The following is a 14,266-nucleotide window of genomic DNA, read 5'->3' on the forward strand; positions in this document are numbered from 1 at the left end:
AGTCCTAACAATAACAAAATACAACTGCTCAGCGCTTTCATTGGCGTACGACCATGGCATGATTAAGTAGGTGCACAACCATGGCAATCGCATGTGGGATCACTTGTTTTGCCGTATTTAAGCGGTCGTAATGGTCTTGTGAATTAAGCACAATACCGCCTTGAGCATAAGAAAAAGCGCCACCTTGTGTCAGTAAAGGACGTACGTCTTGACTGTTTATATCCAGTGCTGAAAATGTTTGCATGGCTTGTGTAATAAGGGCAGAGTCATTGAGTTGTTCCTGATCATAGTAGTCTTTTACCCAGCTTTCCCAGCTTGAATGATTGAGATCAGATGTGGTCCAAGTATGGTGTGGTTGTAGTAAGTCAGTTGTATGGAAAACAAAACCTAACACTTGTGGGTTGCCACTTTGCAAATAGCTTTGATACCAGTATTGACCTAAATTATCAATTGGCTGAAAAGGCATTTCTTCAAAGTCATCGTACATGTTGTAATTTGATTGGCTGTCAATTCGGTAATTAGCTTCAGTAATACCATAGCTGTTGTACTTTGATGAATCGGCATTAAACCAGCCTGTTTCACCGCCTTGACCGTCATCAAGGTAGTCACCTTTTAACCAGCTTGAAGCCAAGTTATCAACGGTGCCCCATACCGTCAGTTTTTGGTAATTGTAGCCACCAAAGTCGTTACCGTGTTGATCAGCCCCTTGGGTATGGTTTTGGAAATGCCAATAGCTGGTATATTTAACAATACTCTCTGCTGCTCCCCATATTGGTGCTTGAACACATGACCCCGTTACAGCACCACAAAAGAAGGTGTCTTCAAAGTCATCCACATCATAGGCTGCTTGGCCTAGTACTTCGGCTAACTGGGTTACCGTCATATTATTTTGTTGAGCGTATTGGCTTAATGCCGAAAACTGTGTGCTGCTTGGGTGCTGCTGCATATAGTTCACTGCATCGATGACGATACGTTTATGTGTTTCTTGGCTAAATGCCTGTGCTTGGCTTGTACTGATCAGTAATAATGTCGTTAAAAACTGTTTTTTCATCGTGTTCTCATAGTGTTGTGGAGTAATTTCTAATATTAGAAAGTAGGGTAATTACACTATAATTACAAATTAATTAAACATTTAATTAACAATATTACCTGATATGATACTTCTGTTAGAGTTTTTCTATATTATTTAGGCACCATTGCGCTCGCTCTAAAATAGCGTGCTGTTGTGATGTATCTTGTTTTTGCCAATTTTTATAGACCATGCCAATACGTGGGTTACGAGCTAAGCGGGCTTCATGGGTGTGCATAAATTGCCAATATAAACTATTAAAAGGGCAAGCCGTGTCGTCACTTTTTTGTTTTACGTTATAGTGGCAGCTGGTGCAGTAATCACTCATTTTGTTTATGTAGTTACCGCTTGCGGCATACGGTTTTGTGGCGATTAGGCCGCCATCTGCAAATTGACTCATACCACGGGTGTTAGGCATTTCTACCCATTCAATGGCATCGATGTAAATGCCCAAATACCAGCTATCAACTTCATTTGGATCAATACCGGTTAATAAGCAAAAGTTTCCGGTGATCATTAAGCGTTGAATATGATGCGCGTAGGCGGTCTCTAAGCTCTGCGTGATTGCCTGTTTCATACAGTTCATTTTTGTTTTGCCACTCCAAAAATAATCTGGTAACAGACGAGCAGCCTCAAGTTCATTTTTACTCGCGTAATCAGGCATATTTTGCCAATAAATACCTCTTACATATTCTCGCCAACCTAAAATTTGCCTAATAAACCCCTCAACTTGGGCAAGCGTGATCTGTTCTTGGCGTGCCGCAAACTCAGCCAGTACTTGCTTAATAACTTGCATTGGGTGCAGCATTTTTGTGTTAAGTGCAAACGCGATACGACTATGATACAAGCTCCATTTGTATGAGCTCTGACAGGTCATCGCGTCTTGAAATTTTCCGAAACAGGGGAGTAGATGAGTGCAAAAGTAATCGAGTAATTCTTTTGCTTGAGCACGACTGGTTGGCCATAATAAAGTTGCTGAACAATGGCCAAGGGTATTTACCTGGTGTTTTTTTATGCGCTGTAAAATAGCTTCAATATTATTGGTAAATATTTTTGGTTCAGGGATAGCAGCTAAATCAGTTTTTTTTAATTTGTTACGATTGTCTTGGTCAAAGTTCCATTGCCCGCCTAGTGGAGCATTATCTTGCATCAATATGTTAAAGCGCTTGCGCATCATGCGATAAAAAAATTCCATTTTCACATGCTTATCTTTTTTAAAATGGTCGCTGATATCAGCAAAAGGTAATAAAAAATGTTCGCTGTCTGTGGCACTAACATTAAAGTCACTGCTGTTTGCAAACTCTTGCAGTTGAGTTTTTAATCTATACTCATCAGGATACTGATATTGGATTTGTTGACACTGATATTGCTTCGCCAAGCGTGTTAGCAATGAGGTAATGCATGCGTCATCGTGGGTATCATCGAGTGTTAAATGAAGCACATTTAATTGTACTTGTTTGAGCGCAGTCGCAAAGTTCTCCATTGCCGCAAAAAACGCCGCTACCTTTTGTATATGGTGTTTTACATAATCTGTTTCTTGTTTTAATTCAGCAATGACATAAAGGTATTGTGTTTGATCCTCTTCTTTATACCAACTGTGATTGGCATTAAGTTGGTCGCCAAAAATAAATCTCAGAGTTTTATAGATCATTAATTTTGCTCAAAATTGTTTTATACGAATTAAATTGTCGATTAGATCGCATTTATTAATACTGATAGTCGTGGTATAGGTATTAATACGTAAACAAAGGAGTGTCGCCTTATGAATCAATATCAGTATGCTATTTGCAAATTTAAAATTGTTTTACCTTGTCTCATTGCACTTTGCCATGTTAGTTCTTTGCATGCCACAGTCTATCAGTGTGAAAAAAAAGGCGTCGTGGAATTTAGTCAATTTCCATGTGGTGATGATGCGAAACTAATCTCTGTAAAAGAGCAAAACCCAAGCTTATCTAGTCAGATTGTTGCTAATGAAAATATTGATACCTCGGGCGTTGATAGTTATATTCGGACTCGGCAAATTGATGCTGATATTCAACAGCATCAAGATAAAATTGATAGCTTAAGCGAGAAAATGAATCAGCAAATTGCCGCCTTAGGTGAGCAATCAGATGCGCAGTTAAATAATTTATCTGGTGCAAAAAAAGAAACTGCAATAGCTAATCAAATGACCAGTATTTCAGAGCGCTATAACGTTTTAATTGCACGTGAACAGCGGGATATTGATCGACTCTTAAAAGAAAAACACGCTTTGCCTGCGTCGAAAAACACGTCTGAAATTGACCAACAATCAACCCAGAGCAAAGGTATTGATTCGTTCATTCGGTCACAAGAAATCAAACGAGATGTTGAACAGCGACAATCAAAAATAGATACTTACCAAGCTCAAATGGATCGCCAAATAGCAGCCCTCGAAGCTCAGGCTAAAGAGCAACCTAATAACTTAACTGATGCGACTCTTGATAACTCCTTATCTAGAAAAATGAGTGCGTTAACATCAAAATATGCAACTTTAATCGATGTTGAACAGCACCAAATAGATCGTCTTCTACAAGAGTTAGCCAGTATAGAATAATGCATGTAGGTTATTTGTTATGAATTCACTTGCTGCTGCACGGACTTGTTAATTGCAACAATATTACTGGTATTAAATAAATAGCTTTTCACTATGCTGTTAAACATCCTGAGTGCATAACGCCACGCTTGTTCTAGGTTTAGCGTAAATTCTCGGCCCAAATGAATTTTTAGCGCAGCTATAAAAGCATCACATAATAAATCAACATCCTGACAAGTGAGGCCAGATTTACTTAGGTTGTTGGCATGATAATGAATAAAAGGTAATACAGACAATAAGCGATCTAAGTGGGTAATAGTGCGTTCCAATGAGCAATACAACAAATAACTTTTTTCACTTATTTCATCACTGCTAGGCCATTGCATTGTCAATGCATGACGTTTTAATTGCACATGAAAGGTAACAGTAAAACAGTGAAAGTTGGGTTTTATTATTGCGATACTTCATAATAACATTTTTTGATGATGAGCAGAAATACTCATAATAAGCCCTCTCTAAATAGCCTTAAATATGCAGATTGCCATTAAAAACTTAGTATAGACGCTGTGTAGGAAAGAGTGAGTAAATCGATGGAAATTGCGCGATAGCGTGCTTTATTAATGCCAATAAGGCTAGGGCGTGTTGACCTTTGTGGATTGAAATTTGTTCAATCTAGGGGCGATTTAATCGCGGCGCGAGGTTTGTAACCTAGTGGGCTAAGTAAAAATCGAGCAACAAAGAGTTAATCGCCCCTAGGAAGAACCCTTTGGGCAGCGCATGTTTGGAATTTATACTGCGTTATCGCCTATTTATGGGGAACAACCACACTACATAGACTCTGCCTTGCCTAAATACCAAACATACTGCTGCAAAATTAATCACAAAAGGTCAACACGCCCTAGGGCCTTTATGTTGGTTTTTAAAAATCGCACTTGGTGTTCCGTTATAGCTAATTGTTCTGACCTATAATTTTGTACTTTATAATCTAGTCATTCTTTACCAGTTTTTGGTTGCTAATTCCGCCAAGCCTCTTTATAATAGCCGCCATTGTCTAGCTCACTTAATTAGCTGCTAGGCAAGTATCAGATATTTGATACAAGTTGGCGCGGGATGGAGCAGCCTGGTAGCTCGTCGGGCTCATAACCCGAAGGTCGTCGGTTCAAATCCGGCTCCCGCAACCAAGTTTTTGAGATAAGCCATTAATTTTATTAATGTTTCTCAATTCTTGAAGCCATACTTTTGAGTAGCGATTTTAGTTACTGATTTGAAGTCGCGCATTCTATGTAATGCGCGTTTTGCGTTTAAGCCTTTGGGTTTAATTTAGATGGTGTTAGCTATCCGCAACCAAGCTTGGCCCATGGCCACACAGTTTTATGCTTTAGGTGTGACGCCCCGCTTGGTTCGGGGCGTTGTTGTATCTGCACCTCTTGATTTTAAATCAAGGTATAAGCTAAGTATTTTAGGGCTATAAGCCCTTTTTTTGTTTGTATGGAGAATTTTCGTGACAAAACTTGAGCAAGATTTATTAACCATGCTTTCACCGTCAGTTGAAATGTTAGGCTTTGAATTACATGGTCTAGAGTTTGTGCAAGCGGGTCGCCATTCTACGCTTAGGGTCTATATCGATCACGAAGCGGGGATCTCGGTTGATAACTGTGCTGATGCAAGTCGTCAAATAAGCGCAATTTTAGATGTCGAAGACCCGATTACAAATGAATATGATTTGGAAGTATCGTCTCCTGGTGTTGATCGTCTATTATTCAAACAAGATCACTACGAGAAGGCACAAGGAGAGGAAGTACGCGTGCGTACTAAGCTTCCACAAGATGGTCGCCGTAATTTTAAAGGCGATCTAATAGCAGTTAGCAGTGATATGATCACACTTTCATATGACGGTACTGAGCAGTTAATTATGCTCAGTAACATTGAACGTGCGAACATCATCGCAAAGTTTTAATCCGAGTGCGAAGGAATAGGGCAAGCGAGGCATAACCCATGGCAAAAGAGATATTATTGGTTGCTGAAGCCGTTTCCAATGAGAAAGCGGTTCCAAAAGAAAAGATTTTCGAAGCGTTAGAGTTCGCATTAGCGACTGCGACTAAGAAAAAACACACTGGTGAAATTGAAGTACGCGTTGCAATTGACCGTAAAACAGGTGACTACGACACTTACCGTCGTTGGCAGATTGCTGCAGTACTTGAAGATGGCTCACTGGAAAACCCTTACAGCGAAATCACGTTAGAAGCGGCTCAGGTTGATGACCCAGATCTTAAGATTGGTGATTTCATCGAAGAGCAAATCGAGTCAATTAAATTTGACCGTATTACTACACAAATGGCGAAACAAGTAATCGTACAAAAAGTACGTGAAGCTGAGCGCGCACTTGTTGTAGAAGCTTATAAAGATCAACAAGGCGAGTTAGTAACAGGTGTTGTGAAAAAAGCAACGCGTGACGCAATCGTATTAGATTTAGGTAACAATGCTGAAGCGGTTATTTACCGTGATGACATGTTACCACGTGAAAATTTCCGTCCTGGCGATCGCATCCGTGGTTTACTTTATGAAGTAAAACCTGATGCTCGTGGTGCACAGTTATTTGTAACACGCTCTAAGCCAGAAATGCTGATGGAATTATTCCGCATTGAGGTGCCAGAAATTGGCGAAGAGATGATTGAATTACGTGCAGCGGCACGTGATCCAGGTTCACGTGCTAAAATCGCCGTGAAATCTAACGACAAACGTATCGACCCAATTGGTGCGTGTGTTGGTATGCGTGGTGCACGTGTACAAGCTGTTTCTACCGAATTAGGTGGTGAACGTGTTGATATCGTACTTTACGATGACAACCCAGCCCAGTTCGTTATTAATGCAATGTCACCTGCTGAAGTTGCTTCAATTGTAATGGATGAAGACACCCATTCAATGGATATCGCTGTTGAAGCTGATAACCTAGCACAAGCAATTGGTCGTAACGGTCAAAACGTACGTCTTGCTAGCCAGTTAACTGGTTGGGAACTAAACGTAATGACAGTTGAAGAGATGCGCGCTAAGAACGAAGCTGAATCTGATAAGTTAATTAACTTATTCACTGAAAACTTAGACATCGATGAAGACTTTGCAACATTACTTATCAACGAAGGTTTCTCAACCCTTGAAGAAGTTGCCTATGTGCCTGCGTCTGAGTTTTTAGAAATTGATGGTTTAGATGAAGATACTGTTGATTTGTTACGCTCACGTGCAAAAGATGCATTAACGACTAAAGCACTTAAAACAGAAGAAAGCCTTGATGGTGCAGAGCCTGCTGAAGACTTATTAGCACTAGAAGGGTTAGAGCGTCACCTTGCGTTTGTTATGGCAAGCAAAGGGGTTGTTACGCTAGAAGATTTAGCAGAGCAAGGTATTGATGAATTAGTCGATATCACAGAGCTTTCTCCAGAGAAAGCGGGTGAGCTAATTATGGCTGCGCGCAACATTTGTTGGTTCGCAGACGAGTAATTTATTAACGGAGGTATTAGAGACTATGGCAGAAGTAAATGTTGAAAAACTAGCCGGGGATATTGGTACAACTGTTGATAAATTGCTTCAACAATTATCGCAAGCCGGTATCACTAAGCAAGCGGGTGATAATGTAACTGAAGCAGAAAAAGCAACGTTACTTGATCACTTAAGCAAGCAACACGGCGGCACAGGCTCAGATGGCCCAGCGCGTATGACATTGCAACGTAAGAGCAAAAGCACATTAAGTGTGACGGGTTCTACAGGTCAAGCAAAGTCAGTACAAGTTGAAGTACGTAAAACACGTACTTACGTGAAGAAAAGCGCGGTTGAGCAAGAGCAAGAGCAAGCACGTATAGCAGCAGAAGAAGCCGCTCGTCGTGAACTTGAGCAACAAGCTGCAAAAGAAGCAGCTGAGCTTAAAGCAAAACAAGACGCAGAGCGTAAAGCCAAAGAAGAGGCTGACCGTAAAGTGAAAGAAGAAGCTAAACGTAAAGCAGATGCTGAACGTGTAGCAAAACAGAAGCAGATGACCCCAGAACAAACCGCGAAGTCTGAAAAAGATCGCGTTGAAGCTGAGCGTCTGCAAAGAGAAGCAGAAGAGGCCGCATTGAAGAAAGCTGAAGAAGAAGCGAAACGTCAAGCAGAAGAGGCAAGAAAGCTAGCAGAAGAAAATTCAGCTCGCTGGAAGAAAGAAGAAGAAGAACGTAAGAAGCGCGAAGAAACCGCTGATCACCACCTTACGACTTCTACTTACGCACGTGAAGCAGAAGATGTTGCTGATGCGCGTGATGAGCAAGGCACACGCCGTGCGAAGAAAAAGAAAAAAGCCCCAGCGAAGGAGAAATTTGTTCCTTCGAGAGGCAAGAAAAGCAAGCTAAAAGCACCAGCTTCACTACAACATGGCTTCCAAAAGCCAACGGTTGACGTGAAAAACGAAGTGCGTATTAGCGAAACAATTACAGTTGCTGAGCTTGCATCACGCATGGCCGTTAAGGGCGCTGAAGTTGTAAAAACAATGATGAAAATGGGTGACATGGTTACCATTAACCAAGTGATCGACCAAGAAGCTGCACAGTTAGTTGCAGAAGAAATGGGCCACAAAGTTATCATTGTTAAAGAAAACGAATTAGAGCAAACAGTACTAAATGACCGTCATGAAGATGGTAAATCTGAGCCACGTGCGCCAGTAGTAACTGTAATGGGTCACGTTGATCACGGTAAAACGTCAACGCTTGATTATATTCGTTCAGCAAAAGTGGCCTCTGGCGAAGCCGGTGGTATCACACAGCATATCGGTGCTTATCATGTTGACGTAAATGGTAACATGATCACTTTCTTGGATACTCCAGGTCACGCGGCGTTTACGTCAATGCGTGCTCGTGGTGCTAAAGCAACAGATATCGTAATCCTAGTGGTTGCAGCAGATGATGGTGTAATGCCACAAACTAAAGAAGCGGTTCAGCATGCGCGTGCAGCTGGCGTTCCTTTAATTATCGCTGTTAACAAAATGGATAAAGAAGGCGTAGACCCAGATCGCGTTAAGAATGAGCTTGCTCAACTAGACGTTATTCCTGAAGAGTGGGGCGGTGATACACAGTATGTGCATATTTCTGCTAAAACTGGTTTAGGTATTGATGACCTTCTTGAAGCGGTATTAAACCAATCTGAGTTGTTAGAACTTACTGCTCCAACTGTGGGTATGGCTGCTGGTGTTGTTATTGAATCTCGTCTTGATAAAGGCCGTGGTCCAGTTGCTTCTATCCTTGTACAATCTGGTACGCTTAACCAAGGTGACATTGTATTATGTGGTCTTGAGTATGGTCGTGTTCGTGCAATGCGCGATGAAAACGGTAAAGACATCAAGTCTGCAGGTCCTTCAATCCCAGTTGAGATTTTAGGTCTATCTGGTATTCCAGCAGCGGGCGACGAAGCAACTGTAGTTAAAGACGAGCGTAAAGCCCGTGAAGTTGCACTTTACCGTCAAGGTAAATTCCGTGATGTTAAACTAGCACGTCAGCAAAAAGCGAAGCTTGAAAACATGTTTACTAACATGACTGAAGGCAATGTGTCTGAAGTTAATGTGGTACTTAAAGCAGACGTTCAAGGTTCAATCGAAGCAATCTCTGATTCATTGACTAAACTGTCAACAGATGAAGTTAAAGTGAAGATTGTAGGCTCAGGCGTAGGTGGTATCACTGAAACTGACGCAACCCTTGCTGCAGCATCTAATGCAATCGTGGTTGGCTTTAACGTTCGTGCTGATGCATCGGCACGTAAAGTAATTGAGTCTGAGAACTTAGACTTACGTTACTACAGCGTTATCTATAGCTTGATTGACGAAGTGAAGCAAGCTATGTCTGGTATGTTAGCACCAGAGTTCAAGCAAGAGATCATTGGTCTAGCTGAAGTTCGTGACGTGTTCAAGTCACCTAAAATTGGCGCTATCGCTGGTTGTATGGTTACTGAAGGTGTTATTAAACGTAGCGCACCAATTCGTGTACTTCGTGATAACGTGGTTATCTACGAGGGTGAGCTTGAGTCACTTCGTCGCTTTAAAGACGATGTTGCTGATGTTCGTAACGGCATGGAATGTGGTATCGGCGTTAAGAACTATAACGACGTTCGCGTTGGTGACCAAATCGAAGTATTCGAAACAGTTGAAGTACAACGTACACTTTAATTGTTCGTAAGCTAAGATAATAAATGGGGGCTCAGCCCCCATTTGTGTATCCATTATTTAGTTAGCTTATTATTATTTTTCAATAAGTTATAATTTTAGGAAAGTGAAATGAGAGAATTTTCTCGCACTGATCGTGTTGCTCAGCAAATTCAAAAAGAAATTGCGGTGATTTTACAACGCGAAATTAAAGATCCACGTTTAGGTATGGTTACAGTATCTGCTGTAGAAGTATCACGTGATTTATCTTATGCAAAAATCTTTATTACTGTGTTTAACACCCAAGATGAAGATGCTGCAAAGCAAAGTGCTAAAGTATTAAATGAAGCGACCGGTTATATTCGCTCACTACTTGGCAAACGCATTCGTGCCCGTATTATGCCAGAGCTTAAGTTTGTGGTTGATAATTCACTGATGGAAGGCATGCGTATTTCAAACCTTGTTGATTCTATTATTCGTGAAGATAAAGCAAAGCATGTAGATGACGAAGTTGATAGCGTAGATGATGCAGAGCATATCGACGAAACAGACAGCGAAGAAGGCACTAATACAGATGGCAAAGCGCAGTAAAGGCCGTCCAGTTGACGGTATTTTGTTGTTAAACAAACCCATAGGCATTTCATCAAATAAAGCGCTACAGCAAGCTAAAAGTGTGTATTTTGCACAAAAAGCGGGGCACACCGGTGCCCTTGATCCGCTTGCAACGGGTATGCTGCCTATCTGTTTTGGTGAAGCGACTAAATTTACTCAGTTTTTACTCGATACTGACAAAACCTATGTAGTTCGCGCTAAATTAGGTGAACGTACGACAACATCAGATTCTGATGGTGAAATTGTCAGTACTAAAGATGTCAATGTGACGGCTGAGCAACTTAGCGAAGAAATTGCTAAGTTTTTAGGTGAATCAGATCAATACCCGTCAATGTATTCAGCGTTAAAATATGAAGGCCGACCTTTATATAAATATGCGCGTGAAGGCATTGAAGTACCTCGCAAGTGCAGAAAAATCAACGTATTTAGTTTAACACTAGATGAGTTCGATGAAGCTAATAACGAAGTGCAAATGACCGCCCACGTTTCAAAAGGTACTTATATTCGTACTATCGTCGATGACTTAGGCGAAAATCTGGGTTGTGGCGCGCATGTGATCATGTTGCATCGCAGTGCGGTAGGGCATTACCCTGCTGACAAAATGGTGTCACTTGAGCAGTTAGAAGCGTTATTAGTAAAAGCGAAACAAGAAGAGCTTACGCCTTCTACTTATCTTGATGAACTATTACTGCCAATGGACACCGCATTAGTTGGTCTACCTGTGGTTAAGCTCAGTAAAGAGCAAGGTAGTTCTTTTAGCCATGGTCAGGCGGTTGTACTTGATATTGAACTGCCAGAAGGGGCAATTAAAGTGCTCGCTGATGGTGTGTTTATTGGCACTGGTGAACGTAATCCTGATGGCCATTTAAAGTCAAAACGTGGCTTATCAAATCAGCAAGAAACAACAGCGTAAAGTTTAGCTTGTAGTTATTGCCGTAGCTGGTAGAATACGCCCGCTAATCGTTTTGGCTGAATTAGTGATCGGCTAAGACACCTTTTAAATTTTATTTTTGGAGTTACTATGTCACTAAGCAATCAAGAAAAGATCGATATCATCGCAAAATTCGCACGTGCAGAAGGCGACACTGGTTCACCTGAAGTACAAGTTGCACTTCTTACTTTTGATATCAACAAGCTTCAAGGTCACTTTGCTGATCACAAGCATGACTTCCACTCACGTCGTGGTCTGCTTCGTAAAGTAAGCACTCGCCGTAAACTGCTTGATTACCTTAAAGGTAAAGACATTGCACGTTATACTGCGTTAATCCAAGAACTTGGCCTACGTCGCTAAGAACTAGATTACATAGAAAGGAGCTTTATAGCTCCTTTTTTTGTGCCTGAAATTTCTCACTCTCTCTGTCCACAACAATTAATTCTCTTGAAATATCAAATAAAAGCCACATAGTTAGTGACAGCAAAGCACACTTTTTAGCGCGCCTATTATCACCACTTTTATCTAGGGACTAAGCTCGCAATTTTGCATTACTTTGTTATATACTATGCGCGTAGATAAAAAGGTTTATCTACGCTTATTCACATCATTGCCAATTGTAGTACTTAATTGATTTCCAACTGAATACAATTATGTACTGTAATTGGTACTTTGATGGCAACTTATTAGAACACATTTAAGGAACATTTTAAGTGCAAGCAATTATTAAAGAATTTCAACTAGGTCAACATACAGTTACCCTAGAAACCGGTGCAATCGCTCGTCAAGCAGACGGCGCAGTACTAGCAAGTATTGGCGACACATCAGTATTAGTTACTGTTGTTGGTAAGCGTGAAGCACAACCTGGCCAAGATTTTTTCCCACTAACAGTTAACTACCAAGAGCGTATGTACGCTGCAGGTCGTATCCCTGGTGGTTTCTTAAAGCGTGAAGGTCGTCCTAACGACGGTGAAACACTTATTGCACGTCTTATTGACCGTCCAATTCGTCCACTTTTCCCAAATGGTTTTGTAAACGAAGTACAAGTTATTGCTACTGTTGTTTCTGTTAACCCTGAAATTCAACCTGATATGGTTGCGATGATCGGTACTTCAGCAGCACTTGCTATCTCTGGTATCCCATTCAGTGGTCCAATAGGTGCAGCGCGCGTTGGTTACATTAACGGCGAATACGTACTTAACCCAACGCTAAAAGAGCTTGAAGAAAGCCAACTTGATTTAGTTGTTGCTGGTACTGATAACGCAGTACTTATGGTTGAATCAGAAGCTGACGTACTTGCAGAAGACGTTATGCTAGGTGCGGTTGTATATGGTCATGAGCAATCTCAAGCTATCATCAACGCAATCAACGAATTCAAAGCAGAAGCTGGCAAGCCTACATGGGATTGGGCAGCACCTGAAAAGAACGTTGCTTTAGAAGATAAAGTAGCAGCAATCGCAGCTGATAAAGTAGGCGAAGCTTACCGCATCACTGATAAAGTGGCTCGTAAAGAAGCACTTGGCGTAGCTAAAGACGAAGTTGTTGCTGTATTAACAGCTGAGCTTGCTGAAGGCGAGTCACTAGACAAGCAAGAAGTTGGCAAAGTATTTGGTTCTCTTGAGAAGAAAATCGTACGTGGGCGCATCACTGCTGGCGAAAAACGTATCGATGGTCGTGAACCAGATATGATCCGTGCACTTGACGTAATGACTGGCGTATTGCCACGTACTCACGGCTCTGCAATCTTTACGCGTGGTGAAACTCAAGCACTTGTAACTGCTACACTTGGTACAGAACGTGATTCACAGTTAATCGATGATTTAACTGGCACGCACAAAAACCACTTTATGCTTAACTATAACTTCCCTCCGTTCTGCGTAGGTGAAACAGGTTTTGTAGGTTCTCCTAAGCGTCGTGAAATCGGCCACGGTAACCTAGCTAAGCGCGGTATCCAAGCTGTAATGCCTACATTGACTGAGTTCCCTTACTCAATCCGTGTTGTATCTGAGATCACTGAATCAAATGGTTCATCTTCAATGGCATCAGTATGTGGTACTTCACTTGCACTTATGAATGCGGGTGTGCCAATTAAAGCGTCTGTTGCGGGTATCGCGATGGGTCTAGTTAAAGAAGACGAAAAATTCGTAGTTCTTTCTGACATCTTAGGTGATGAAGATCACTTAGGTGACATGGACTTTAAAGTAGCTGGTACTGCTGCAGGTATCACTGCACTACAGATGGATATCAAGATTGAAGGTATCACTCAAGAAATCATGCAAATTGCGCTTAAACAAGCAAAAGCTGCACGTTTACACATCTTAGGTGTGATGGACGAAGCGATTTCTGCACCGTCTGAAGAGCTTTCAATGTTTGCTCCACGTATCTACACTATGAAGATACCACAGAAGAAAATCGCAGAAGTTATCGGTAAAGGCGGCGCAACTATTCGTCAACTTACTGAAGAAACAGGTACTACGATTGAAATCGGTGATGACGGTACAATCAAAATTGCAGCAACAGACGGTGAAAGCGCAGCAAATGCAATTAGCCGCATTGAGCAATTAACAGCTGAACTAGAAGTAGGTACTATCTACGAAGGTAAAGTTGTACGTATCGTTGATTTCGGTGCGTTTGTAAACATTCTTCCTGGTAAAGATGGCCTAGTGCATATCTCTCAGATCAGTACTGAGCGCGTAAATAACGTGACAGATCACCTATCTGAAGGTCAAGAAGTTAAAGTTAAAGTACTAGAAGTAGACCGTCAAGGTCGTGTACGTTTAAGTATCAAAGAAGCAATGGAATCAGCAGCTGCCGCAGCTGATGCACCAACTGACGCTTAATTGTTGATATTTAATCCAGATATTCTCTGGATAATATAAAAAGGGGCTGTATAGCCTCTTTTTTTATGCTTTAATGAAACCTCTTTGGATAGTACTTGTCCTATCA

The 14,266-nt window shown here is 41.3% G+C and carries 11 protein-coding genes and 1 tRNA gene; 9 read left to right on the top strand and 3 right to left on the bottom strand.

Annotation, left to right across the window (positions count from 1 at the left end):
* Window positions 1-37: 37 nt before the first annotated feature.
* Both FW757_RS16255 and FW757_RS16260 read right to left on the bottom strand, forming a co-directional pair.
* On the bottom strand, window positions 38-1,051 hold the full coding sequence (locus tag FW757_RS16255) for a phospholipase (RefSeq protein WP_182740114.1): 1,014 nt from the start codon (window positions 1,049-1,051) through the stop codon (window positions 38-40).
* A 115-nt stretch (window positions 1,052-1,166) separates the two neighbouring features.
* The gene (locus FW757_RS16260; RefSeq protein ID WP_182740115.1) at window positions 1,167-2,720 is read right to left on the bottom strand and encodes a cryptochrome/photolyase family protein; all 1,554 of its coding nucleotides are present in this window, start codon (window positions 2,718-2,720) and stop codon (window positions 1,167-1,169) included.
* Between the two features lie 111 nt (window positions 2,721-2,831).
* Between FW757_RS16260 and FW757_RS16265 the strand changes: the two genes are divergently transcribed.
* Window positions 2,832-3,644 carry a hypothetical protein gene (locus tag FW757_RS16265; protein ID WP_182740116.1) on the top strand — a complete coding sequence of 271 codons (813 nt, stop codon included), beginning with the start codon at window positions 2,832-2,834 and terminating at the stop codon, window positions 3,642-3,644.
* Window positions 3,645-3,661: 17 nt separating this feature from the next.
* Here the strand turns inward: FW757_RS16265 and FW757_RS16270 are convergent, their stop codons facing one another.
* On the bottom strand, window positions 3,662-4,009 hold the full coding sequence (locus tag FW757_RS16270; protein ID WP_182740117.1) for a globin: 348 nt from the start codon (window positions 4,007-4,009) through the stop codon (window positions 3,662-3,664).
* Between the two features lie 718 nt (window positions 4,010-4,727).
* Here FW757_RS16270 and FW757_RS16275 point away from each other — a divergent pair.
* From FW757_RS16275 to pnp, 8 genes are all read left to right on the top strand, one after another.
* Window positions 4,728-4,804: transfer RNA gene (locus tag FW757_RS16275), tRNA-Met, on the top strand.
* A 320-nt stretch (window positions 4,805-5,124) separates the two neighbouring features.
* The gene (gene rimP, locus FW757_RS16280; RefSeq protein ID WP_145240432.1) at window positions 5,125-5,580 is read left to right on the top strand and encodes a ribosome maturation factor RimP; all 456 of its coding nucleotides are present in this window, start codon (window positions 5,125-5,127) and stop codon (window positions 5,578-5,580) included.
* A gap of 38 nt (window positions 5,581-5,618) precedes the next feature.
* Window positions 5,619-7,118: a transcription termination factor NusA gene (gene nusA / locus FW757_RS16285; RefSeq protein WP_145240434.1), complete on the top strand. Its 1,500-nt coding sequence runs from the start codon at window positions 5,619-5,621 to the stop codon at window positions 7,116-7,118.
* A gap of 25 nt (window positions 7,119-7,143) precedes the next feature.
* Entirely contained in the window at window positions 7,144-9,801 is a 2,658-nt protein-coding gene (gene infB / locus FW757_RS16290) for a translation initiation factor IF-2 (protein WP_446441437.1), read from the top strand.
* A 108-nt stretch (window positions 9,802-9,909) separates the two neighbouring features.
* Window positions 9,910-10,368: a 30S ribosome-binding factor RbfA gene (gene rbfA, locus FW757_RS16295; protein WP_145240438.1), complete on the top strand. Its 459-nt coding sequence runs from the start codon at window positions 9,910-9,912 to the stop codon at window positions 10,366-10,368.
* Window positions 10,352-11,302 carry a tRNA pseudouridine(55) synthase TruB gene (truB, locus tag FW757_RS16300; RefSeq protein WP_446441438.1) on the top strand — a complete coding sequence of 317 codons (951 nt, stop codon included), beginning with the start codon at window positions 10,352-10,354 and terminating at the stop codon, window positions 11,300-11,302. Before rbfA ends, truB begins: the two co-directional genes overlap by 17 nt.
* Before the next feature lie 108 nt (window positions 11,303-11,410).
* Entirely contained in the window at window positions 11,411-11,680 is a 270-nt protein-coding gene (gene rpsO, locus FW757_RS16305; RefSeq protein WP_016707659.1) for a 30S ribosomal protein S15, read from the top strand.
* A gap of 353 nt (window positions 11,681-12,033) precedes the next feature.
* Window positions 12,034-14,160, top strand: coding sequence for a polyribonucleotide nucleotidyltransferase (gene pnp, locus FW757_RS16310; protein WP_145240442.1), 2,127 nt, complete (start codon window positions 12,034-12,036; stop codon window positions 14,158-14,160).
* Window positions 14,161-14,266: the final 106 nt, after the last annotated feature.

The sequence above is a fragment of the Pseudoalteromonas sp. 1181_04 genome (genome assembly GCF_052850545.1).

Bases quoted from the DNA above. Each gene is read 5' to 3' on its own strand.
- FW757_RS16255 (WP_182740114.1), bottom strand. From the start codon at position 1,051: ATGAAAAAACAGTTTTTAACGACATTATTACTGATCAGTACAAGCCAA.
- FW757_RS16260 (WP_182740115.1), bottom strand. From the start codon at position 2,720: ATGATCTATAAAACTCTGAGATTTATTTTTGGCGACCAACTTAATGCC.
- FW757_RS16265 (WP_182740116.1), top strand. From the start codon at position 2,832: ATGAATCAATATCAGTATGCTATTTGCAAATTTAAAATTGTTTTACCT.
- FW757_RS16270 (WP_182740117.1), bottom strand. From the start codon at position 4,009: ATGCAATGGCCTAGCAGTGATGAAATAAGTGAAAAAAGTTATTTGTTG.
- nusA (WP_145240434.1), top strand. From the start codon at position 5,619: ATGGCAAAAGAGATATTATTGGTTGCTGAAGCCGTTTCCAATGAGAAA.
- infB (WP_446441437.1), top strand. From the start codon at position 7,144: ATGGCAGAAGTAAATGTTGAAAAACTAGCCGGGGATATTGGTACAACT.
- rbfA (WP_145240438.1), top strand. From the start codon at position 9,910: ATGAGAGAATTTTCTCGCACTGATCGTGTTGCTCAGCAAATTCAAAAA.
- truB (WP_446441438.1), top strand. From the start codon at position 10,352: ATGGCAAAGCGCAGTAAAGGCCGTCCAGTTGACGGTATTTTGTTGTTA.
- rpsO (WP_016707659.1), top strand. From the start codon at position 11,411: ATGTCACTAAGCAATCAAGAAAAGATCGATATCATCGCAAAATTCGCA.